This window comes from Delftia sp. DLF01, from assembly GCF_014852125.1.
Lineage (GTDB): Bacteria > Pseudomonadota > Gammaproteobacteria > Burkholderiales > Burkholderiaceae_C > Comamonas > Comamonas acidovorans.
In genome coordinates this window covers 127,413-150,031 of sequence record NZ_JACVAZ010000003.1, presented here as the reverse complement: position 1 = coordinate 150,031, position 22,619 = coordinate 127,413, and the positions used below count along the sequence as shown (strand labels likewise).

General features: G+C 64.2%; 20 protein-coding genes. 10 read left to right on the top strand and 10 right to left on the bottom strand.

The annotated features are described in order from the left end of the window. Nucleotides 1–49 precede the first annotated feature (49 nt). Nucleotides 50–739: an IPTL-CTERM sorting domain-containing protein gene (locus IB269_RS15915; protein WP_192367634.1), complete on the top strand. Its 690-nt coding sequence runs from the start codon at nucleotides 50–52 to the stop codon at nucleotides 737–739. Nucleotides 740–766: 27 nt separating this feature from the next. Continuing rightward, entirely contained in the window at nucleotides 767–1,804 is a 1,038-nt protein-coding gene (locus IB269_RS29260) for a hypothetical protein (RefSeq protein ID WP_318652163.1), read from the top strand. 1,031 nt (nucleotides 1,805–2,835) lie between these two features. On the opposite strand, the gene IB269_RS15905 is transcribed toward IB269_RS29260, so the two are convergent. After that, on the bottom strand, nucleotides 2,836–3,858 hold the full coding sequence (locus IB269_RS15905; RefSeq protein WP_192367632.1) for a hypothetical protein: 1,023 nt from the start codon (nucleotides 3,856–3,858) through the stop codon (nucleotides 2,836–2,838). 386 nt (nucleotides 3,859–4,244) lie between these two features. Here IB269_RS15905 and IB269_RS29305 point away from each other — a divergent pair, with 386 nt between their 5' ends. Beyond that, a complete protein-coding gene (locus IB269_RS29305) occupies nucleotides 4,245–5,366 on the top strand; it encodes a collagen-like protein (RefSeq protein WP_192367631.1) in 1,122 nt (373 codons plus the stop codon). 87 nt (nucleotides 5,367–5,453) lie between these two features. Here the strand turns inward: IB269_RS29305 and IB269_RS15895 are convergent, their stop codons facing one another. The 7 genes from IB269_RS15895 to IB269_RS15865 form a co-directional block, all read right to left on the bottom strand. Further along, nucleotides 5,454–6,143 carry an ANTAR domain-containing response regulator gene (locus IB269_RS15895; protein WP_192367630.1) on the bottom strand — a complete coding sequence of 230 codons (690 nt, stop codon included), beginning with the start codon at nucleotides 6,141–6,143 and terminating at the stop codon, nucleotides 5,454–5,456. A 2-nt stretch (nucleotides 6,144–6,145) separates the two neighbouring features. Further along, nucleotides 6,146–7,294, bottom strand: a complete 1,149-nt coding sequence (locus tag IB269_RS15890; RefSeq protein ID WP_192367629.1) for a transporter substrate-binding domain-containing protein — start codon at nucleotides 7,292–7,294, stop codon at nucleotides 6,146–6,148. Between the two features lie 80 nt (nucleotides 7,295–7,374). Then, a complete protein-coding gene (locus IB269_RS15885) occupies nucleotides 7,375–9,108 on the bottom strand; it encodes a nitric oxide reductase activation protein NorD (protein ID WP_192367628.1) in 1,734 nt (577 codons plus the stop codon). Nucleotides 9,109–9,120: 12 nt separating this feature from the next. Beyond that, a complete protein-coding gene (locus tag IB269_RS15880) occupies nucleotides 9,121–9,978 on the bottom strand; it encodes a CbbQ/NirQ/NorQ/GpvN family protein (RefSeq protein WP_097202436.1) in 858 nt (285 codons plus the stop codon). A gap of 72 nt (nucleotides 9,979–10,050) precedes the next feature. Beyond that, nucleotides 10,051–11,088 (bottom strand): aliphatic amidase, encoded by a 1,038-nt coding sequence (locus IB269_RS15875; RefSeq protein WP_192367627.1) that lies wholly within the window; start codon nucleotides 11,086–11,088, stop codon nucleotides 10,051–10,053. 306 nt (nucleotides 11,089–11,394) lie between these two features. Continuing rightward, entirely contained in the window at nucleotides 11,395–12,804 is a 1,410-nt protein-coding gene (locus IB269_RS15870; RefSeq protein ID WP_013802523.1) for a GntP family permease, read from the bottom strand. A 112-nt stretch (nucleotides 12,805–12,916) separates the two neighbouring features. Continuing rightward, entirely contained in the window at nucleotides 12,917–14,227 is a 1,311-nt protein-coding gene (locus tag IB269_RS15865; protein ID WP_263864459.1) for a cytochrome P450, read from the bottom strand. A 291-nt stretch (nucleotides 14,228–14,518) separates the two neighbouring features. On the opposite strand from IB269_RS15865, the gene IB269_RS15860 reads away from it, so the two are divergent. Both IB269_RS15860 and IB269_RS15855 read left to right on the top strand, forming a co-directional pair. Next, nucleotides 14,519–15,469 (top strand): helix-turn-helix domain-containing protein, encoded by a 951-nt coding sequence (locus IB269_RS15860; protein WP_192368185.1) that lies wholly within the window; start codon nucleotides 14,519–14,521, stop codon nucleotides 15,467–15,469. Nucleotides 15,470–15,807: 338 nt separating this feature from the next. Beyond that, nucleotides 15,808–18,042, top strand: coding sequence for an NADP-dependent isocitrate dehydrogenase (locus tag IB269_RS15855; RefSeq protein WP_013802520.1), 2,235 nt, complete (start codon nucleotides 15,808–15,810; stop codon nucleotides 18,040–18,042). A gap of 156 nt (nucleotides 18,043–18,198) precedes the next feature. Here the strand turns inward: IB269_RS15855 and IB269_RS15850 are convergent, their stop codons facing one another. Continuing rightward, the gene (locus IB269_RS15850; RefSeq protein WP_012205474.1) at nucleotides 18,199–18,546 is read right to left on the bottom strand and encodes an RNA recognition motif domain-containing protein; all 348 of its coding nucleotides are present in this window, start codon (nucleotides 18,544–18,546) and stop codon (nucleotides 18,199–18,201) included. Between the two features lie 121 nt (nucleotides 18,547–18,667). Further along, complete coding sequence (locus IB269_RS15845) at nucleotides 18,668–18,877, bottom strand: hypothetical protein (RefSeq protein ID WP_012205475.1); 210 nt, start codon at nucleotides 18,875–18,877, stop codon at nucleotides 18,668–18,670. Between the two features lie 353 nt (nucleotides 18,878–19,230). Between IB269_RS15845 and IB269_RS15840 the strand changes: the two genes are divergently transcribed. The 5 genes from IB269_RS15840 (at nucleotide 19,231) to IB269_RS15820 (ending at nucleotide 22,604) form a co-directional block, all read left to right on the top strand. Next, on the top strand, nucleotides 19,231–19,629 hold the full coding sequence (locus IB269_RS15840) for a Fur family transcriptional regulator (RefSeq protein WP_192367626.1): 399 nt from the start codon (nucleotides 19,231–19,233) through the stop codon (nucleotides 19,627–19,629). A 66-nt stretch (nucleotides 19,630–19,695) separates the two neighbouring features. After that, on the top strand, nucleotides 19,696–20,916 hold the full coding sequence (zigA, locus tag IB269_RS15835) for a zinc metallochaperone GTPase ZigA (protein ID WP_034393333.1): 1,221 nt from the start codon (nucleotides 19,696–19,698) through the stop codon (nucleotides 20,914–20,916). Between the two features lie 46 nt (nucleotides 20,917–20,962). Continuing rightward, on the top strand, nucleotides 20,963–21,853 hold the full coding sequence (gene folE2 / locus IB269_RS15830) for a GTP cyclohydrolase FolE2 (protein ID WP_192367625.1): 891 nt from the start codon (nucleotides 20,963–20,965) through the stop codon (nucleotides 21,851–21,853). 44 nt (nucleotides 21,854–21,897) lie between these two features. After that, entirely contained in the window at nucleotides 21,898–22,047 is a 150-nt protein-coding gene (ykgO, locus tag IB269_RS15825) for a type B 50S ribosomal protein L36 (protein WP_013802515.1), read from the top strand. After that, entirely contained in the window at nucleotides 22,044–22,604 is a 561-nt protein-coding gene (locus IB269_RS15820; RefSeq protein WP_192367624.1) for a carbonate dehydratase, read from the top strand. The genes ykgO and IB269_RS15820 overlap by 4 nt, the downstream gene beginning before the upstream one ends. Nucleotides 22,605–22,619: the final 15 nt, after the last annotated feature.

Sequence of the window (22,619 nt, the reverse complement as noted above, 5' to 3'; positions counted from 1 at the left end):
ATTACTGTGACTGTGCCCTGCGGTCTTGATGCCCAGCGGAGCTTGTTTGATGACTTTTTCACTTTCGCGATGGCTGGCCGGGGTTGGCTTGGCTTTTCTGCTGTCCTCCAACGCCGCTGCCCAGTGGTCCTATCCACCGGGCAGCTCTCTGGTTGTCCCGCCCGGGGGCGCCGTAGACCTGTCCTGCTCTGCGCTGGACATGCAGGGAACATTGGATCTGGGCGGCGCGCTGACCGTCGATTCTTCGGCTACGTTCGCAAGTACCGCCGCCATCACCAACAGTGGTGGAACGCTGTCGGTGGGTGGTGACCTGCAGATCAACGGATCACTGAATGCCGGCAACAACACGATCGAGCTGCGCGACGGCTGCGATCCGGGCAACACCAGCCAGCTCAGCGGCACCTTGGTCGTGCAGAACCTGACCATCAAGAGCAGCACGGGCCGTACCTTTGTGCTGCCTGTCGGGGCAAATATCACCGTGCTCGGTACGCTGACCGTCGAGGGTGTGCCTGGTCAGCCCGTGGTGCTCCAAGCTGCCAGTGGCACAGCGGTCATCAACCTGGGTCCTGGCGCAACGGTGGTGCGCACCAATGCGACGGTTCCATCCACCGTCCAGATAGGTGCAGGTTCCGCCCCGTCGGCTGCGGCCATCCCCACATTGAGCGAATACGGATTAGTGCTTCTTTCTCTGCTGATGGGACTGGCGCTCTGGCGTCAGCGCCGCACTTCACAACGTTAATTACTCCACATACAGACCATGACAACCATGAAATTCACGCTGCGCTCTGTCTCTTTCGCCGCGGCCATCGTCTTGAGCGGCGCTGCAATGGCTGCTCCTGGCGGCGCCGACATCACCATCACACCGCCGGCCAATGGTGGATTCGTCATCAAGAACAATGCAGGCAATGCAGAGCGGCTCCGGGTGATGGAAACAGGCGATGTGTATTTGCCCAACTTGCCCAATACAACGGAGGCTGGCAGCGTGGCCTGCTATGACGATGTGACGGGGCGACTGGGCAAATGCGCAGCAGGTGCGATTGTGGGAAGTCCTGGTCCGACAGGAGCAACAGGAGCCACGGGACCAGCGGGCGTTACAGGGGCGACTGGCGTCACCGGACAGGCAGGCCCGGCGGGACCCACAGGTCCGATTGGCCTTCAAGGTTCAGCGGGCCAGACAGGCGCTCAAGGCCCCATTGGTGCCACGGGCCTTCAAGGTCCGACGGGGGCGCAGGGTGATATTGGCTTGCCTGGCCCCACAGGCCCCACTGGCCCTGCAGGCGCATCGGGTGGTAAAGTCATCATGAGCAGCAGTGCGAAAGGCATGGCATTGACCACTATTTTGGGCGGCTTGCCCGGAAACGTTGCGGTCTTGCCGATGAATGGCTACGTTCCTGCTGCTGCAATGCAAAGTCTTATTGGTGGCAACCTAGACCTCACAGCACAGCAAGCAGCAGATGGAGTACCTCAATCATTTCCGGCTGATGGTGTGATAACTGGATTGACTGCGCAAATCCAGAATACCAGTGCATTGAGTTTGGTTGGAACTACTATCTCATTGCAGGCGCAACTTTATACATCTGTGAATAATGTATTTGCTGCTGTGCCAGGAGCGGTATGCACAATGACTCCTGGTTATACGGGGATTATTACTATAGGTACTATTTCCAGCTGTATTGTTACTGGGTTGAGCATTCCTGTTGCAGCTGGTACAAGAGGGGTTTTTGTAATTTCGGCAAATGCTATTGGTCTTACTTTGGTAAATACTGTGAATGTCGTAGGTGGGGCATCGCTTGTAATGCAGTAAAAGCCTTGCTTTAGTATTGACTGTGCTCTCAGATGCTGAAAAGTGTCTGAGAGTTTTTTTTTAAATTTCCTAGAAAGATTTAACAATATTGCCGGGTTGTGGTCTTGGTGAGGGAAAACTGCGGGAACGCGTCGGCGCTGCACACAGGTCGACGATAATCTCGACAAGTGGCGAGGCAGTAGAGAGGTGCCGTGCTGGATGCCTCAGTGGATCGTCGCCACTAGGCTACTCCAGGGGCCAGGCCAGGCACAAACTGCTGACGAGCCATACGGTCCTTTTGCTATGACCAAAACCTGCCCAAGGTAGGCCGAAATTGGGCTAAAAGGCATGATTTCAAAAACACTAGAGGCGTTCCTATCGCTGCAAGTTGTTGATGTGGAATGTCTTTTCTCTCATGCCTATTTCGGTGGATCGGACTTTTAATCCGTTGGTCGCGGCCCCATGAGCAGGTTGGACTCCCAGACGGGTCAATGCGCCTTTTGACTCAAAGGCGTCTGGGCTTGGTAGGTGTGCTCCTCATCGAACGGTACCTTAGCCGAATCTACGCACAATTAGAAGCTCAACTGATTGAGCGATGCAGCATAGTTGCTACAGAGGGTCACGGGCATACATCTAAGTTACTGTCAGATAATGATTTTCTTCAAGAATCAATCCAGTCCATCATGGGCGCAACGGACATGCGCCACACGTTGGCAGGTGCTTGGAATTCGCGGTGTGTCATTGATTCGATTGAAATTTCTGCTGCGCCTGCGCTTTTGTGCTCTGCACCACCGCCCGCCCGCCTGTCTTTCCTTGCAAGTGACGGGTGAACTGCAGCCATGCATCGCGCGGTTCCTATCCCTAAGAAGGCGGTCAATCCACCTGCCGCCAGCCTGGGCAGGATGGTCGCCGTACGGCGGCAGTTGCGCCGTAGAGGACGGTGGCCGCAGGTTCAGTCAAGGCGCAGGAGGCAGGTAACCCCAAATTATGTCAGGGAGGGTAAAGCCGTGGCCTGTCCGGGGCTGGCTGGACTGGGTCATGGGCAAAGCCGCTCAACAGGGGTGCGGCGCGGTTATTAGGTAAGCAAGGATGGCAGTGCACACACAAGCCAAGGCCGCCATCAGTCCCAGCCACATGCCTTTGCGGGCGAGCATTGCCTCGTCCATTGCACGGGCGGCCTCATTACGGTAGAAGGCGGCTTCTTTTTGCGCTTCCAGCGTGCGATTTCGTTCTGCCCGCAACGCTGCTTCCGAGGCTATCGCGCTGCGCCTAGCGTACTCGGTTCTTTTGTCTTCGCGCTCTTCCTGTTCCCTTCGCCGCTCCTCCAGCATGTGGCCGAACGGCGTCGATCCTGTTATTTGTTGACGGGGTTGGGTGTCTCCCCCTCTGGATAGTAATTTGAGCGGTATGGGTTGAATTGGAGTGCTTTTTTTGGCGTGGCTGTCTGGTGTTTTCTGAATTTTTATCTGATGATCTGGTGTATTTTTGGAGATCGGCTTTTCTGCTTTTTTGATATTAATCTCAGGGTTTGATTTGGTCGCGATGGGGTTGCTTATTTTTCCGTTGAACTCGATGAGAGGAATTTCCGGCGAAGCATGAATTTCCCTTTTTTTATTGTTTGTGGAGCTGGCGGGGTTTGAGTTTTTCGATGTGATGCCGGAATGATTAGCTATTTGAGTAGGGGTTTTTCCACCAAGTAGATAAGACTGGTTGAATGAACCATATTTGGAACGGCCTGAAGCCTGTTGTGGATATATGTTTGCTTCTTTGGGTGGCGATGGCGATGAGTCTTGGGAGCCTGATGTTGTCGATTGGAGTTCAGGTTTCGGAATGCTCTGTGGCAATTGAGCAGGCTCATCCCTGAGAAGTTCTTCAGGCGACAAGACGGAGATGCTTGCATTCAAGGCCGCTCTCATCCGGTCCAGAGCTTTATAGTCACGTCCTGCGACGGATCCACTCAAGCCTATGGTGTGTGGCGTGATATCGACAGGAGCTGCGGGGCTCTGCTCAAGATGATTTTTGGGTGCGTTGCTTTCCGATTCTCTGTCTTCTTGCAACTTCTTCAGATCTGTCATTGCTCTCTCACGTTCTGAGATGTGGTCGGGCGATTGTGTCATCCCGCCAGCTTGTACCCATGCTTTTTTCTGGTGATGAAGCACTTGCCGGGCAGATATTCCGCTGCATGACTCTGTCAATCTTGGGGGCATCGAGCCAGTCTGATTGCAGAGCGGTAGAGGCCATCATGGGTTGCTTTCCTCCAGGCTTGAACCGGCTGCGAGACGGATTGGTTGGAATTTCATGTGATTTGAGTGGCTGATAGTTGTTTTGATGTGATACTCATTAATCAATTGTTAATTTTTCTTACGTGAGAATCATTTTCTCACTCATCATCTGCCCGGCTTCGGCAAGCCGAGCTCCTGTGCTCGGTGTGCGTGGAGTCACAAATTGCATCAGGCGTGCAATGCCTGTACTGGTGACATCGCCCGCCAGCATTTCCACGCTCAACACCTGTGGACTGATGCTGATGAGTCTGCTGCTCGGTGGCATGGCCCTGCGTCGCCAGCGCAATTCGCCCCCCGCTCCTGAAAAACCTATGAACCACAATCATCGCCCCGTTCCCGCCCTGCTGCTGGCCCTGCTTTCGTGCGCCGGACTGCATGCGCCTGCCGCCCTCGCGGCCGATGTCTCCATCACGCTGCCTGCCAATGGCGATTTCGTGATCAAGAACTCCGTGGGTGCCGAGCGCCTGAGGGTCCAGCGTACTGGCGAGGTACTGGTGCCAGCCCTGCCCGCCGATACAGCCACAGGCTCTCAGTTGCTGTGTGTTGACGGTGTTACGGGGCAGCTGGTGCACTGTGCGGCGGGTGTGGGCGCTGGAGCTACCGGCGCCACGGGTGCCACCGGGCCCACAGGTGCGACTGGCACCACGGGGGCGACGGGGGCTACCGGTGTGACGGGGACCAATGGCACGGGTGCAACAGGTGCAACGGGTCCTACCGGACCGACGGGCGCAACAGGTGCTACGGGTTTGACAGGGGTTCAAGGCGCAATTGGCGTCCAGGGAGCCACGGGCGTGACAGGGCCCACAGGTGCAACAGGTGCTACGGGCACGACCGGGGCCACGGGAGCCACCGGCATTGGCGCGACGGGCTCTACCGGCGCCACCGGGCCGACGGGGGCAACAGGGGCGACGGGAACGGCAGGCACGGCCGGTACGGCGGGCTCCACGGGTCTGCAGGGAGCGCAGGGTCCGACAGGCAATACCGGGCCAACCGGGGCGACGGGACCGACCGGCGCCGATGGACCACAAGGCTTGCAAGGTCCGTCTGGGGCAGGTTCGGTGACCTTGACCAAGGTGATCAACACTGGATCCTGGGCGTTTGCCGACTTCACTGACGCCGCTGTCGAAGTAACTGCCTCCTGTTCGGCCGGTAAGACGGTTGTCAGCGGAGGATGCCGCGTCACGGCGGGACGAGGCGGAAGCTACTTCGAGGGGGGGTATTCGTCTGCTCCGGATAAGTGGACTTGCCAATACACGGTCTATAAGGACTTGGCAGCCGAAGCATCGGCGATGTGCCAATAGCGCCTCATTCGTCACATTGCTCCTGCCCGGCTCCCTGGAGGGCATCCGCGAGAGGGGCATCTGCAGGCGTGCGATGCCCCGGCCCCTTCACCCGCCCACGCCCTTGCCCAGCGACAGTATTTCGCTCGCATGGACGATGGCCTGGGCAATCTCCTCCACCGAGCTTCGCCGGCTCATGGCCTGGGCGCGGATCATGTCGTAGGCCTGGTCTTCGTTGATCTGGTGGGTCTGCATGAGGATGGCCTTGGCTTCGGCCACGCGGCGCTGGCCCAGCAGCTTGGCCTGGAGCTTGGCGATGCGCTGCTGCTGCTGGCGTGATTCCCTGTGGTTTCTGCGCGCCAGTACCAGGGTGGACAGCAAGCCGAAGGAGCGGATGGGCGAGGGCAGGATGGCTTGCACCTGCAGCTCCAGCACGGCGGAGACGATGGTGGGGTTCTCGTAGTTGACCACGGCGATGGCGGTGGGCGGGCTCTCTCCCTCGCCCTGGGTCCAGGCGTAGTTCAACTGCAGGTGATCGGGGCGCACGGCCAGGAAGACCACGTCCGTGCCCTCGGGCAGGCTGGGCTGGGGCGGCCAGATGGCCTGGACCTGGCAGCCTATGCGCTGCAGCTGCTGGGCCAGCAGGCGGCCGTCCGCGTCGTCGGGGTGGACGACGGCAATGCGCAGCTGGCGCAGTTCCTTCAGTTGGGGCGAGGTGGCACGCAGCAGCGGCTTTCTTTCCAGCAGTGGCCGGCCTGTGGCAGCGCTGCCGGTGTCCTTGTTGGGGGCGGCATCCACGCTCAGTTCTCCAGGGCACCGAGGCTGGCGGTCCAGTCGCCCAGGGAGTGTGTGACCAGGTAGGGGTCGGGCGAGACGGCCCGGGTGGCCTGGCGCACGATGGTGAAGCCGCCCTGTGCATTGGCGCGGCCCACGCGCGGGTGCAGCCAGGTGTGGTGGTTGTCGGGATCCAGCCGGATGCGGCCCTGGGGCGCGTCGAATTCGCTGCCCAGCAGATGGGACAGCAGCTCGCCTATGCGGTCACTGCCGGCCTGGCGGAAGGCGTTGGCGAACAGGTGCATCTGAAAGTAGGCGGCCTCCCAGCACAGGTTGGGCCGGCAGTCGTTGCCCAGGCGCTGGCGCAGCCGGGCCAGGCAGCGCGCGTTGGCCGGCGAATCGATGGACTGGAAGTAGGGCGCGGCCGTGAAGTGGCCGGCAGCCACATCGGCGCCCATCTGGGCGATCTCGGCCTCGGAGGTGGTGAGGCTGGCAATCGGCATGGTCTGCGGGTTGAAGCCCGCATCGGCATAGGCGCGGTAGAGGCTGGCCGTGGAGTCGCCGACCACGGTGGAGAAGATGAAGTCCGGCTGCCTGGCGCGGATGTCCTGCATGATGGCCGCGTAGTCGCGCTCGGTGGCGTCCAGCGGCAGGTAGTGTTCGCCCAGCTTGTCGCTGCCCGGGTGCTGCATGACCAGCTCGCCCATGATGCGGTTGGACTCATAGGGGTAGATGTAGTCCGAGCCGATGAGGTAGACCCGCGCGCCGAAGCTGCTGGTCATGTAGTCGGCCAGTTGCACGCTGTTCTGGTTGGGCGCGGCGCCCGTGTAGATGACATTGCCCGAGAACTCGAAGCCTTCGTAGAGCGTGGGATAGAACAGCAGCTTGTTCCATTTCTCGACGATGGGGATGACGGCCTTGCGGCTGCTGGACATGTAGCAGCCGAAGATGACGTTGATGCCGTCGCGCACGATGAGTTGCTCGGCCAGGGCCGCATAGCGGGCCGGCGTGGAGGCCGGGTCGTAGCGCACTGCCACCAGTTCACGCCCCAGCAGGCCGCCCGCCTCGTTGATTTCGTCGATGGCCAGCTGCGCGCCCTGCAGCTGGGACTGGCCGATGATCGATGTGGTGCCGGTGGCCGAGTAAAGAATGCCGACTCTGACGGGGTCGTTCATGGGTTCCTTCTGTGCCAGGTGCTGGCGTGCGTTCTTTGCAGGCTTCAGGTTAATCGAGATTTCCGTGGCGCTTGCCGTGGTCAGCGGCCGGCTGCGAGCCTTGCGCCCATCTGGGACAGCCGCCTTGGCAGATGACGCGCGTCGTCGGCAATGCCGTAGTTGCGCCCGCCAAAGATATGGCGCACATAGCCGTCTGCCTGGCTGTCCACGGCCAGGCAACTGATGCGTATGCCTGCGGCGCGGGCCTGCTGCACGGCATGGCGCGCGTCTTCGATCAGGTAGCGATCGTCATGCACGTCGATGTCGGCGGGTGCGCCGTCGGTGATCACCAGCAGATGGCGCTGGCCAGCAGGCTCCGCTGCCAGCAGGCTGCTGGCGTGGCGCAGGGCGGCGCCCAGGCGGGTGGAATGGCGGCCCTGCAGTGCCTGCAACCGGGTGGCCGCTGCTGCGGCAAAGGGTTGGCCGAAGTCCAGCAGGCGCAGGTAGCGGACTTCGGCGCGCGTGTTGGACGAGAAGGCGTGGATGGCCAGGCGGTCCACGCCGGTCCTGTGGCCTGCGCGCGATTCGGCCAGCATGAGGGCCGCCTGTTTCTCCAGCTCCAGCAGGCTGGCGCCTTGGGGGCCGGGCGTGTTGACCGATTCGGAAGCGTCCATCAGCACCAGCAGGCTGGTGGGGCGCGGGCCTTTGCCGGCCCGCATGAAAAGGCGAGGTTCCGGTCGCAGGTTCAGGCGGCGGTCCACCTGGACCTCGATGGCGGCATTGAAGTCCAGGTCATCGCCCTCCCACTGGCGGCGCAGGCGCTGGCGCCGGTCCAGCTGGCGTGCGGGAGGCAGCGGCAGGGGCGGCAGTGTCTGTCTGCCGGCCTGGGTGCCTTTTCCGGCCAAAGCCTCGGGCCATGCAGGCAGGGTGTCGATGACGGTGCACCAGTCCGTCTTCAGGCGCTCCGACCTGCGGTCCCATTCGGGATAGCTGTGGCGCGACAGTTCCAGGCCTGGGTCCAGGTCCAGCGACTGGCCTTCCTGTGCATCCGACTGCTGTCCTGCGCCAGCCGATGGAGGAGGGGCCGCGCGCGCAGCGGTCTGCTGCAGCGCGAGTGTGTCTTCCTCGCCCTGGGGCGACTCCGGATGCTGCCAGAGATAGCTGTTGTCATCACGGTAGATGCTGGGCACGGCATGGTGCTGGGGGTCCATGCGCACGCGCATCTGTCCCAGGTCGTTGGCCAGGATGGAGGCAATGGCCCGGAATGCGGCGTAGTCCTCCAGGCCATGGCGCGTGGCGGTGTTCTCGAACAGGTCACGGGCCTTGTGGATCCAGTGGTTGCCGTCCATACGGCCTGGCCACAGCAGCATGCGGTCCAGCCGGGCCATGAAGGCGGCAAAGCCCAGGTCGGATGGGTCGGGCTCGGGCGCGATGCAGGCCTCGAACCAGCGGCGCACGCCGGGGTGCTGCAGGCACAGCAGCCGTTCCACGCGCGCATCTTCCAGCGCAGCCGCCACGGCCTGGCCCATGGGCTTGAGGGCGCTGCTGTCCTGGCGGGCGGGCGAAAAGCGCAGATGGGCTGAGGCATGGGCCATCGTTGCTGCGTGCAGGTGTGCCTGAGTGGACAAGTTGGCGGGAACCAGCAGCCGGGCAGGCTGGCCGATCAGCACGGCGCGCGGCGGCAGGGCGTGGGCCTGGCCTGCCGCCGGGGCACTGGCCGGCATCCTGGCCAGCGCCTGCACGGCGACAGGCTGGCGCGCCAGGCCGCTGGCCAGCAGGCCCAGCGTGTGCAGCAGGCGAGACTCTTCGGGCAAGGCAGCGGAGACGATGGCCATGGCGCGCGGCCCTCAGGCGCCGAACTCTGCTTCGACCAGCTGGCGCAGCGCGGCGGCCGTGTCGGGGTCGTCGGTCAGGGCGCTGGTGATGGTCATGTCGCAGCTGTCATGCACCGGCATGCCGTCGCGCATCAGCAGGCCTGCGTAAATCAGCATGCGGGTGGAGGCGCCTTCGTCCAGGCCCCGGTGGCGCAGTTCGCGTGTGCTGCGCGCCAGGCTGACCAGGCTGCGAGCGGTGGCCGGCGCAATGCCGGTCTCGTGGGCCACGATGTCCGCCTCGATCTCGGGCGCCGGGTAGTCGAAGTCCAGCGCCGCGAAGCGCTGGCGGGTCGATGGCTTCATGTCCTTGGCGCTGCTCTGGTAGCCGGGGTTGTAGGAAACCACCAGCTGGAAGTCAGGGTGCGCGTGGACCACCTCGCCCTTCTTGTCCAGCGGCAGGGCGCGGCGCGCGTCGGTCAGCGGGTGGATGACGACGGTGGTGTCCTGGCGGGCCTCCACCACTTCGTCCAGGTAGCAGATGCCGCCGTGGCGCACGGCCAGGGTCAGCGGGCCGTCGTGCCAGGCCGTGCCGTCGGCATCCAGCAGGTAGCGGCCCACCAGGTCGGAGGCCGTCATGTCCTCGTTGCAGGCCAGCGTGACCAGGGGGCGCTTGAGCGCCCAGGCCATGTACTCCACAAAGCGCGTCTTGCCGCAGCCCGTGGGGCCCTTGAGGATGAGCGGCATGCGGTGCTGGTAGGCCTGGCGGTAGAGCTGGACCTCGCGGCCCGAGGGGCGGTAGAAGGGCTCTTCCTCGATGCGGTAGGCCGCCAGCGGGTCGGCGGCCTGGCTGGCGGGAGCGGGCACCGGGCCTGTGGTTGTTGTCGTGCTCATCTTCACTCTTCACCTTTCCGTGTTCATGGGCGGGCCTGCCCCCAGGCCTGCAGACTCGGAGGCAGGACGCTGTCAGCGGTGCTTGGGCGCCTCGTGCGGAATGCCTTCGATGGGGCATTCGGGCGTGCCCACGGTGGTGCGTGTGAAGGACTCCACCATCTCGCGCGTGCCCTCGGGATCGTTGACCCACTGGCTGTAGAAGTTGTAGGGGCAGGCGGCCACGCCCTTGTCCCCGTCGCCGGAGTTGATGGTGCCGGTGTAGCCGCGGTGCACCAGCTTGAACAGATGGTTCTGCGACTGGCCGTTCTTGCGCGCATCGCGGATCAGGTGCTTGGACAACTCGGCGTACTGGATGCCCATTTCCTCCTCGCCGGTCTCGCCCAGGGTGCGGCCGTCGAAGCCGATGATGGCCGAGTGCCCGAAGTACGAGTACACGCCGTCGAAGCCCGCCGCATTGGCCACGGCCACGTAGCAGTTGTTCATGAAGGCCATGGCCTTGGAGACCATGATCTGCTGCTCCTTGGCCGGGTACATGTAGCCCTGGCAGCGCACGACGAGCTCGGCGCCGCGCATGGCGCAGTCGCGCCAGATCTCGGGGTAGTTGCCGTCGTCGCAGATGATGAGGCTGATCTTCAGGCCCTTGGGGCCTTCGCTCACATAGGTGCAGTCGCCCGGGTACCAGCCCTCGATGGGCACCCAGGGCATGATCTTGCGGTACTTCTGCACGATCTCGCCCTGGTTGTTCATGAGGATCAGGGTGTTGTAGGGCGCCTTGTTGGGGTGCTCCTCATGGCGCTCGCCCGTCAGCGAGAACACGCCCCAGACGTTGGCCCTGCGGCAGGCGTCGGCAAAGATCTCGGTCTCTTCGCCTGGGATGGCGCTGGCCGTGTCGTACATCTCCTTGGCGTCGTACATGATGCCGTGCGTGGAGTACTCGGGGAAGATCACCAGGTCCATGCCCGGCAGGCCGCGCTTCATGCCCACCAGCATGTCCGCGATCTTGCGGCAGTTGTCCAGCACCTCGGCCTTGTTGTGCAGGCGCGGCATCTTGTAGTTGACCACTGCCACGCCGACGCAATCGTTGCTGCTGGAAATATCTCCGTGTCTCATGCTGCTGCTCCTGAAAGGGTTGAGAGGCGGCTTTCCGCATCGCCGCCCCTTCGATTCCCGGCCAACAAAAAAAGGCCCGAACCGCTCCGGGTCAGGGAGCGGTTCGGGCCTTGTTGCCCGACATCTGCGCTGGCAGCTTTGGCAGCGGATGTCGTCTTGTCGGTAATGCGGGAATGAATCGGGGCGATGCCTTATCGCCGTGCATGCATTGTTGCCATGCACCCGCCCCGCGCATATACGTCATATGCCGGTTGTGGCGGGCGCGATGCCGTGGTATTTCCCGCGCGCGCTCTGCGCCCTGGTCCCTCAGAAGGACCCGAACATGGTGCCGAGCGTGATCACCAGCACCAGGGCCAGCAGTGGCGCGCCAATGGTCATGATGGCGATGTTGCCGTACGACTGGCGGTGCGTGAGGCCGCAGATGGACAGCAGCGTGATGATGGCGCCGCTGTGCGGCAGGGTGTCGAAGCAGCCGGCCGCCATCACGGCCACGCGGTGCAGCAGCTCGGGGCTGATGCCCAGTTGCGCGGCCATGGCCAGGTAGTCCTTGCCCAGCGTGGACAGGGCAATCGACAGGCCGCCGGACGACGACCCCGTGATGCCGGCCAGCACGTTCATGGCCACGGCCTCGGAGATCAGCGGGTTGTGAGGTGCGACATTGAGCACGGCCTCGCGGATGATGGCAAAGCCCGCCAGCCCCGCGATGACCGCGCCGTAGCCCACTTCCGAGGCGGTGTTGAAGATGGGCAGCATGGAGCCCAGCACGCCCTTGTTCACCGACTCCTTGAGATTGCGCCAGCGGCCCAGGCCCAGCAGCACCAGTGCGGCGCAGGCCACGGCCAGGGCCATGATCAGCGCCCACAGGCCCGTCTGCTTGGCAGGGTCCACGGCAGGAAAGCGCTCCTTCAGAAAGCCGAAATCCATCTGCGGGAACACGCCGTAGGTGAGCAGCGCATTGACCGCGATCACCAGCACCAGCGGCAGCAGGGCCAGCAGCAGCGGCAGGTCCCGGCGGCTGTGCAGGGCGGGATCGCTTTCGTCATGCAGGCCCTGCTCGACGGCGTCGTCATGGTCGCCGTAGCCTTCGCCGGCCACGCGCGCCTTGGCCGCGCGCGACTGCAGCCACCACAGGCCCAGGGCCAGCATGGTCATGCCGCCGATGATGCCCAGGCCCGGCGCTGCGAACACATTGGTACCGTAGTAGGGAATGGGAATGGCGTTCTGGATGGACGGCGTGCCCGGCAGCGCCGTCATGGTGAAGGTGAACGAGCCCAGCGCGATGGTGGGCGGTATCAGCCGCTTGGGCACATGGGCCGCGCGGAACAGCGACTTGGCAATCGGATAGATGGCAAAGGCCACCACGAACAGCGACACGCCGCCATAGGTGAGCACGGCGCAGGCCAGCACCACCGTGAGGATGGCGTGCTTCTCGCCCAGCACGCGCATGATCCAGTGCGATATCGCGGTGGCTGCGCCCGAGTCCGCCATCAACTGGCCGAACAGCGCGCCCAGCAGGAACACGGGGAAGAACTGCAGCATGTAGTTGCCCAGGGCGCCCATGAAGGTGCTGGTGTACAGCGGCAGCATGTGGCCCAGGTCGCCGGACAGCAGCACGGCCACGGCGGCCATCAGGGGGGCCAGCAGCAGCACGGAGATGCCTCGGTAAGCCAGGAACATCAGTCCCGCCAATGAAATCACGATTGCCAGGGTACTCAAATCGTCTCCAGTCCAGTGGTTCTAGTCAAAAAGACAGAATAAATGCGGATGGGTGACAATTTGGCGTAATTGGCGTGCTTTGTAGATGATTTGGCGCAATATATCGCCACGTTTACCCGGCCTGTGCGCTGCTGCGCGATTGCAGCCGCAGTCTCAAGGGCGTGGATGGCCGCAGCGTGACCTGCAGCACAGGGCGGGGCGCGCTGGCACCTTCGGGCACGCTCAGCCGAAGGCGCTGCAGCACCATGGCTGCCACCACCGTCATCTCCGTGCTGGCCAGGTGCTGGCCCAGGCATACGCGCGGGCCGGTGCCAAAGGGCATCCAGCTGCCGCGCGGCGCGGCAGGGGCTCCGTCGTTGTCGGCAACGGCGAAACGCTGCGGCTGAAAGGCATCGGGTTGCGGGAACCAGCGCGCGTCGCGTTGCATGAGGCCGGGCGCAATCATGAACAGGGTTCGCGCGGGCAGGCGCCACGGACCCAGCTGCACAGGCCGCGTGCAACGCCGGCTGATGAGCACCGGCGCGGCCGGGTACAGGCGCATGGCTTCCTGAAGGCTCCAGCCCAACTGGCGCAGCGCGGGCAGGTCCTGCGCCGTGGGCATGCGGCCCTGCAGCTGTTCGTGGATCTCGTCGGCCACCTGCTGCTGCGCCTCGGGATGGGTGGCCATGCACCAGGACCACCAGGTCAGGCTGCTGGCCACGGTTTCGTGACCTGCCAGAAAGGCCGTCATGCACTCATCGCGCACGGCCTGCAGTGTCCAGGCCTGGGCGTCGCCCCGGTGCAGGCGCAGCAGGCGGCTGAGCAGATCCTCGGGCCAGTGTGCATCGGCCTGCGCCAGCCGGAGCCGGACCTGCCGGTCGATGAAGCCGCGCAGCCACGCAAGCGCCCGGCGCTTGCGGCGCTTCCAGGGCATGGCATCGGGCCAGCGCAGGGGCCAGTAGAACTCGCTGTTGGCGGCATGGCTGACTTCGCGGATGGCCTGCTCCGCGGAGCGCGCATCCTCGCCGATGGCGCCGGAGAACATCAGCCGCATGATCACATCCATGGCCAGGGCGGTCAGCGCCTGTTCCATCGGAAAGTCCTCGGACTGCTGCGGCCAGGCCTGGAGCGCGGCCTGCGCGGCTGCGGCCAGGGCCGGTATCTGGGCCTGCACGGCCTTGGGGGAGAAGGCCGGCAACAGGGCCTGCCGCTTGCTGCGCCAGGGCTGGCCTTCGCTGACCAGCACGCTGTGGCCGTGCAATTGGGCAAAGACCGAGATGCCGTGCTCCCAGCGCACCAGCGCATCGTGCTGGCCGACCAGCAGCTCGCGCACCAGTTCGGGATCCGTGACGACGACCTGGTGCTCTGGCCAGATGCGCAGATGGATGGCATCGCCGTGCTCGCCGCGCCACTGCGCCAGCGTACCCAGCAGGTCGCGCGACATGCGGCGCAGCAGGCCCCAGCCCATGAGCCCCGGTGCCGGGCCGGGTGGCCAGGCCCTGGAGGCCGTCTGCTCGGATTGCTCGGGTTGCGCCGGTTGCGCGGATTGCGGCGCTTGCGTGGCAAAGGGGCAGGAGGCCGCATTCGACGGCGCCGGTGTGCAGGTATCTTGCGTGGGAATCGGGCGGTTCATGTTCCCATGCTCGCTGGTCACGCCGCCCGTGGTCTTGAACGAAAGCGTCACCGGATCGGCGGGCGGCAAGGCCTACACTGCGCCTCCATGGATGCCGTCGTGATGCCCGAAGCCGAAGCCGCAATCGAAGCCTGTACGCCCAGCGCCTTTGCTGCCTGTCCCCCTCTGGATGCCAGGGCCGCGCGCTGGGCAGGCCAGGGGCGGCAGCCGCACTCCATGCTGTATCCCGCGCCAGCGGGGCTGCATGGTGCGGTGGTGGCCGTCGTCTGCCGCGATACGCGGGGCGTGGTCCTGGACGATGCGCAGCGGCTGTCGCATTTTCCCGCCACCCCCATGGTCTGCCTGTCCTGGTACCAGGACATGGCCGCAGGCCTGGTGGGCGTGCAGGGCTACGAGCCCTTTGAGGCATCCGTCATGCTCTCGGGCAGCCAGACCGCGCCCACGGCCAGCTGGGCCAGCGGGCCGGGCCGTGGCGGCATGGTCTGCCTGCACCTGGATGCCGCGCTGCAGCTGTTCGGCCCCGGCGTGCTGCAGGCGCAGGATGGCTTTGTCGCGGCATCCGGGGTGCTGGGGCCGTCCTGGTCCGCGCTGTGCCAGGCCCTGCTGCATGCGCAGGACGATGCCGGCACCCTGGACGCGTTGCAGCGCCACTTGGCGCCGCGCTGGCGCGAGGTCCGGGGGAGCGCCCTGCAGGTGCTGCCCTCATTGCGCGAGCATGGGCGCCACTGGGTGGCCTGGCTGGGGATGCAGGCGCTGCAATGGCAAAGAACGCTGGGCGCGCGCCAGGTGGAGCGGCGCATCAAGCAGTTCAGCGGCCGCTCCCTGCGGCAGTGGCAGGGCATGGTGCGCACGGAAAGCCTGTTCCATGCGGCGCGGCGCCACCATGAACAGGGACAGGCGCTGGACTGGGCCGCGCTGGCGCTGGACGAGGGCTTCTCCGACCAGGCCCATATGTGCCGCGCCGTGCGCCAGATCACGGGGTTTCCGCCGGGGGAGTTTGCGCGGCGCTTCGAGCACGATGAATCGTTCTGGATGTATCGGCTCTGGGTTTGACCCGGGGGTCTGCTCCGCTTGCGTGTCCGTCACGCTACAGCATTTTTTGCATGGTAGAAAACGCGGGGGCTGCAAGCCGTTTCCCTGTGAAAACAGGTCCCGAATGCCGCTGTAAAACCCTAAGTCTTCTACAAGACTTAAAAAATATGGCGGGTTCCGCTTAGAATTTTGTATTGTGGGATCGCATTGCAGAAAACGCCGGGGCAGCATGCTGGCGCGACGGGGCATTGCGTGACGGTCCTACTGCCTCAGGCTGCACCGGCCCCGTTTCCCCTAGCGGATGCCCGGTTCGACGGCCTGCGGCGCGACCCCTACCTTTTCACTACCTGAGACAAGAGATGAGCACGCAGCAACCCACCATCATCTACACCCTGACCGATGAGGCTCCGCGCCTTGCCACCAGTGCTTTCCTGCCTGTGGTGCGCGCCTTTGCCGCACCCGTCGGCGTGAATGTCGAGACCGCCGACATCTCCGTGGCCCACCGCATCCTGGGTGAGTTCTCCGAATTCCTGGCCGAAGACCAGCGCGTGGCCCACACCTTGTCCGAGCTCGGCAAGAAGACGCTGGAGCCCGATGTCAACATCATCAAGCTGCCCAACATCAGCGCCTCGGTAGCCCAGCTGACGGCTGCCATCAAGGAGCTGCAGGGCAAGGGCTACGCACTGCCCGACTACCCCGAGAATCCGACCAACGATCAGGAAAAGGACATCAAGGCACGCTACGGCAAGTGCCTGGGCTCGGCCGTGAACCCCGTGCTGCGCGAGGGCAACTCCGACCGCCGCGCTCCTGCCGCCGTCAAGAACTACGCCAAGAAGCACCCCCACTCCATGGGCGAGTGGAAGCAGTGGTCGCAAACCCATGTCTCGCACATGGAGCACGGCGACTTCTACCACGGCGAAAAGTCGATCACGCTGGACGCCGCACGCGACGTCAAGATGGAGCTGACCACCAAGAGCGGCAAGACCGTGGTGCTCAAGTCCAAGGTGGCCCTGAAGGCTGGCGAGATCATCGACTCCATGTTCATGAGCAAGAAGGCGCTGTGCGACTTCTATGAAAAGGAACTGGACGACTGCCGCGACGCCGGCATCCTGTTCTCGCTGCACGTCAAGGCCACGATGATGAAGGTCTCGCACCCCATCGTGTTCGGCCACTGCGTGAGGATCTACTACAAGGAAGCCTTCGAGAAGCACGGCAAGCTGTTCGACGAGCTGGGCGTGAACGTCAACAACGGCATGTCCACGCTGTACGAGAAGATCGAGACACTGCCCGCCTCGCTGCGCGAAGAGATCATCCGTGACCTGCACGCCTGCCAGGAACACCGTCCTGCGCTGGCCATGGTGGACTCGGCCAAGGGCATCACCAACTTCCACTCGCCCAACGACGTGATCGTTGACGCGTCCATGCCCGCCATGATCCGCCAGGGCGGCAAGATGTGGGGCGCCGACGGCAAGCCCTACGACTGCAAGGCCGTGATGCCTGAGTCCACCTTTGCCCGTATCTACCAGGAGATGATCAACTTCTGCAAGTGGCACGGCAACTTCGACCCCAAGACCATGGGCACCGTGCCCAACGTGGGCCTGATGGCGCAAAAGGCCGAAGAGTACGGCTCGCACGACAAGACCTTCGAGATCGAGGAAGACGGCGTTGCCAACATCGTCGATCTGGCCACCGGCGAAGTGCTGATGAGCCAGAACGTGGAGCAGGGCGACATCTGGCGCATGTGCCAGGTCAAGGACGCTCCCATCCGCGACTGGGTCAAGCTGGCCGTCACGCGTGCCCGCAACTCCGGCATGCCTGCCGTGTTCTGGCTGGACCCCTATCGTCCGCACGAGGCCGAGCTGATCAAGAAGGTCAACACCTACCTGAAGGACTACGACACCACGGGCCTGGAAATCCACATCCTGTCTCAGGTCCGCGCCATGCGCTACACGCTGGAGCGCGTGGCCCGCGGCCTGGACACCATCTCGGTGACCGGCAACATCCTGCGCGACTACCTGACCGACCTGTTCCCCATCATGGAACTGGGCACCTCGGCCAAGATGCTGTCCATCGTGCCCCTGATGGCCGGCGGCGGCATGTACGAAACGGGTGCTGGCGGCTCGGCTCCCAAGCACGTGCAGCAGCTGGTGGAGGAAAACCACCTGCGCTGGGATTCGCTGGGCGAGTTCCTGGCACTGGCCGTGTCGCTGGAAGACCTGGGCATCAAGAACGACAACGCCCGCGCCAAGCTGCTGGCCAAGACCCTGGATGAAGCCACGGGCAAGCTGCTGGACGAAGACAAGTCGCCTTCGCGCCGCACCGGCGAGCTGGACAACCGTGGCAGCCAGTTCTACATCGCCCTGTATTGGGCACAGGCCCTGGCGGCGCAGACGGAAGATGCCGAACTGGCCTCCAAGTTCGCTTCGCTGGCCAAGCAACTGGCCGACAACGAGTCCAAGATCATCGAAGAGCTGCGCGCCGTGCAGGGCAAGGCCGTGGACATCGGTGGCTACTACATGCCCGACGTGGCCAAGATGGATGCCGTGATGCGCCCCAGCGCCACGTTCAACGCAGCCATCGACGCGCTGCTGTAAGCCACTGTGCCGGGGGGCCAGGCCCCGGCATGCTTCAGCCATGACCGGCCGACCCGCAAGGGCGGCCGGTTTTTTCATGCCTGCAACGGCAGGAAAGAAAACCGCAGGCGAAAAAAAACCGGCCCAGAGAGCCGGTTTTTGGAAGCTGCGCCGTGATCAGTAGCGACCGCCGCCGTGGCCGCCATTGCCATAGCCGACGTCCGAACGCTTGCCGGCGTAACCCTGCGGGCTGTAGCCACCGGAGCTGCGGCCTTCTTCACGGGGACGGGCCAGGTTCACGACGATCGAGCGTCCGTCCACGGACATGCCGTGCAGGCCGGTGATGGCGGCCTGGGCGACTTCGGCAGAAGCCATTTCCACAAAGCCGAAGCCCTTGGAGCGGCCGGTTTCGCGGTCCATCATGACCTTGGCGGAGGCCACGTTGCCGAACTCGGCAAAGTTGCTTTCCAGGCTGGAGTCGGTCACGGAGTAGGGCAGATTGCCCACGTAGATTTTGGTGGTCATAGGAAAACCTCTTCGATTGGATGTGCGCAAAAGGGCGCACCGTTGGCATGCATGCGGCGGACTGTGCAATCCGCGGCGGTGAATGGGTGGGAGGGCGACAGGCAGCCGGGCAGACAGGCCGTCAGCACGCAGGCGGGTGCTGCATGCAGGTCTGAAGCCAGCCCTGGGTGACGGCAAACAGCCGTGCTGCTTCGCGGGAGGCGAACGCCTTGTCGAAACGGAATACGCGGCAGTAGCTGCCGTTGCCTTGGGAGCGATGGACCGCGAAGGAGGCGCGGAAGCGGCCGCAGTCGGTCGGGTGTGTCGAGGGCGAGACGACGTACTTGCCCATGGGAATGCCGGTGTTTGAAATGTGGTTCAGTCAGGTTCGCAGCCTTGAACAGGCCTGCGTGAGCATCTGGGAACTCGGTTGGCTGCAGCTCTACAGACCAACTGTGCGACAAAGGTCGCAAGAGACATCCTGCGGGGAGCGGCGGACAGCCGTTGTGCAGGGAAGGGAAGTGGGCGGCTTAAGCGCTTGGCCTCAACAACGGAGCTGACTATATCCTGTTGTGTATTTAAGCGCAACTTAATATTCTTTTTAATTGTAAAACAGTGCGCGGTTGTCAATTTTGTTATGTTATAACGTAACTGTTTTGATGCAGGGCAAGGTCGCCGCCCGCCCTTTTTGACCAGGAAACCACCATGTCCCACCCCCTGACCACCAAGCAACAACGCGTGCTCGACACGCTGCGCCAGGCCGGCGCGCCGCTGACGGCCTACGCGCTGCTCGACCAGTTGCGTGACCACGGTTTGACGGCCCCTACCCAGGTCTACCGCGCGCTGGACAAGCTGGCCGAGCAGGGCGTGGTCCATCGCCTGGAGTCGCTGAATGCCTATGTCTGCTGCTCGCATCCGGACGAGGGCAGCCATGATTTCTCGGCCTTTGCGATCTGCGACAGCTGCGGCCAGGTCGATGAGTTCGTGGACGACGCGCTCAACCGCTGCCTGGGCAGCTGGGCGCATGGCCATGCGTTTGCGCTGGCCCATTCGAACATCGAGCTGCATGGCAAGTGCTCCGCCTGCACCGCGCTCCCCGCCTGAGACCCCTCCCTGCGCATGCGGCTGCAGTGCCCGCCGCGTGCTCCCTGTCCCTGTTCGAGAGATTCCATGATGCATACCGTAGCGCCGGTTCAGCCGCCGCATGCCCGATTGCCTGTGACCGTGCTGTCGGGTTTTCTGGGCGCGGGCAAGACCACCTTGCTCAACCACATCCTGCACAACCGCGAAGGGCGGCGCGTGGCCGTCATCGTCAATGACATGTCCGAGGTCAACATCGACGCGGCCCTGGTGCGCGATGGCGGGGCCGACCTGTCGCGTACCGACGAAAAGCTGGTGGAGATGAGCAACGGCTGCATCTGCTGCACGCTGCGCGAGGACCTGCTGCTGGAGGTGGCGCGGCTGGCGGGCGAGGGCCGCTTCGACCAGCTGGTCATCGAGTCCACGGGCATCTCCGAGCCCCTGCCGGTGGCCGAGACCTTCACCTTCGCGGGCGAGGACGGACGCAGCCTGGGCGATGTGGCGCGGCTGGACACCATGGTGACCGTGGTCGATGCCTTCAACTTCCTGCACGACTATGGCTCGCGCGACAGCCTGCGCTCGCGTGGTGAATCGCTGGGCGAGGAGGACCGCCGCACCGTGGTCGATCTGCTGATCGAGCAGGTGGAGTTCTGCGATGTGATCGTGCTCAACAAGATCGACCTGGTCACCGAGGAGGACTGCACGCGGCTGATGGCCATCCTGCGCGGGCTCAACCCGCGTGCCAGGCTGGAGATCGCCTCCTTCGGCCAGCTGCCGCTGGATCGCGTGCTCGATACCGGGCTGTTCGATTTCGAGGAGGCCTCCAGGGCGCCGGGCTGGCTGCAGCAGTTGCGTGGCACGCACCAGCCCGAGACGGAGGCCTATGGCGTTGCCAGCTTTGTCTACCGTGCCCGCCGCCCCTTTCATCCCCGGCGCTTCTTCGGCCTGGTGCAAAGCGAATGGCCGGGAGTGGTGCGCTCCAAGGGATTTTTCTGGCTGGCCAGCCATCCGGCGCTGGCCGGCTCCTGGTCGCAGGCCGGCGCCGTGGCCCGCCATGGGCCGGCCGGCCACTGGTGGGCCGCCGTGGAGGCCGAGCGCTGGCCGCGCGACCCCGAAAGCGTGGAGCGCATCCTGGACAAATGGGTCGATGGCGTGGGCGACGCGCGCCAGGAACTGGTGCTGATCGGCATGGGCATGGACGAGGACGCGCTGCGCGCCCGCCTGGACGAGTGCCTGCTGACCGATGCAGAAATGGCCCTGGGCCCGCAGGCCTGGGCGCAATGGGACAACCCGTTTCCCGACTGGAATTGAGCGAATACCGCGCCGGCCTGGGTCGGCGCGGCCACTGGAGCCCCGAATGCCTGCACCTCTCCCCGATGTTTCCCTGACCGATCCCGCGCCCAGCCTCAGCCCGCTGCAATGGGTGGGCATGCAGGGCATAGACCTGCCCGTGACCGTGGCCGAGCCCGGCTACTGGCGTGAGCTGCATGCGCGTGCCGATGTGCAGGTCGATCTTCCTGCGGCCCATGTCAAGGGCATACACATGTCCCGGCTGTACCGGCAACTGGACAGCCTGGCCGAGGAGTCCGCGCTGTCTGCCCTGGCGCTGCGCCATGCGCTGCAGGCCATGATCGACAGCCACCTCGACTGCCAAAGCCGCAGCGCCCGAATGCGCCTGTCGCTGGACCTGCTGGCCCAGCGGCCCGCCCTGGTCACCCACGATCTGTCGGGCTGGAAGTCCTATCCCGTGCGCCTGGACGCCACGCTGGCGCAAGGCGTATTCCAGCTGCGGCTGCAGGTGGGCGTGGGCTATTCCTCGACCTGCCCCTGCTCGGCGGCACTGTCGCGCCAGTTGCTGGAGCAGGGCTTTTTGCAGGCCTTTGCGGGCGAGCCACTGGTGGAGCCGGACCAGGTGGCCTCCTGGCTGCGCCGGCATGGCACTCTGGCCACGGCACACAGCCAGCGCAGCGAGGCCCAGGTCAGCGTGGACCTGGCCTGTGATGGGCCGGACCTCGGCATCCTGCCCCTGATCGCCCGCGTGGAGCAGGCGCTGGGCACGCCCGTGCAGACCGCGGTCAAGCGCGCCGACGAGCAGGCCTTTGCCGCGCTCAACGGCCGCAACCTGATGTTTGTCGAGGATGCGGCGCGCCGCATACAGGCCGCGCTGGAAGGCATCTACGCCCGGCCGCGCGTGCATGTGCGCCACATGGAGAGCCTGCATCCGCACGATGCCGTGGCCTGGGCATGACCGGCGAGCCGGCACCCGTTTCTCTACAACCCAAGGAGTTTTCCATGCAAGTTCTCTCGTCACTCAAGGAAGCCAAGCTGCGCCATCGAGACTGCCAGGTGGTGCGCCGCCGCGGCCGCATCTACGTCATCTGCAAGAGCAACCCGCGCTTCAAGGCCCGCCAGGGCGGCGCAAAGAACAGGCGCAAGGGATGATCCGCAAGAACCCGCGCGGCGACCTGCCGCGCATCCATGCCAGCGCCTTCGTGGACCCCACGGCCATCCTGTGCGGACTGGTGGTCGTGGAAGAGAACGTCTTCATCGGCCCCTATGCGGTGATCCGTGCCGACGAGATGGATGCGGACGGCCATATCGACCCCATCGTGATCGGTGCGCACTCCAACATCCAGGACGGGGTGGTGATCCACTCCAAGTCCGGCGCGCGCGTCAGCGTGGGGCAGCACACCTCGATCGCCCATCGCGCCATCGTCCACGGGCCCTGCACCGTGGGCAATGGCGTGTTCATCGGCTTCAACAGCGTGTTGTTCAACTGCGTGGTCGATGAGGGCTGCGTGGTGCGCTACAACGCCGTGGTCGATGGATGCCACCTGCCGCCAGGCTTTTATGTGCCGTCCACTGCGCGCATAGGCCCGGAGACCGACCTGTCCACGCTGGCCCAGGTGCCCGCCGACGCCAGCGATTTCTCCGAGGACGTGGTCCGCACCAACAACGAATTGGTGCGCGGCTACAAGGCCATCCACAATGAGTTCTGACCGGCCGGGAGGGCT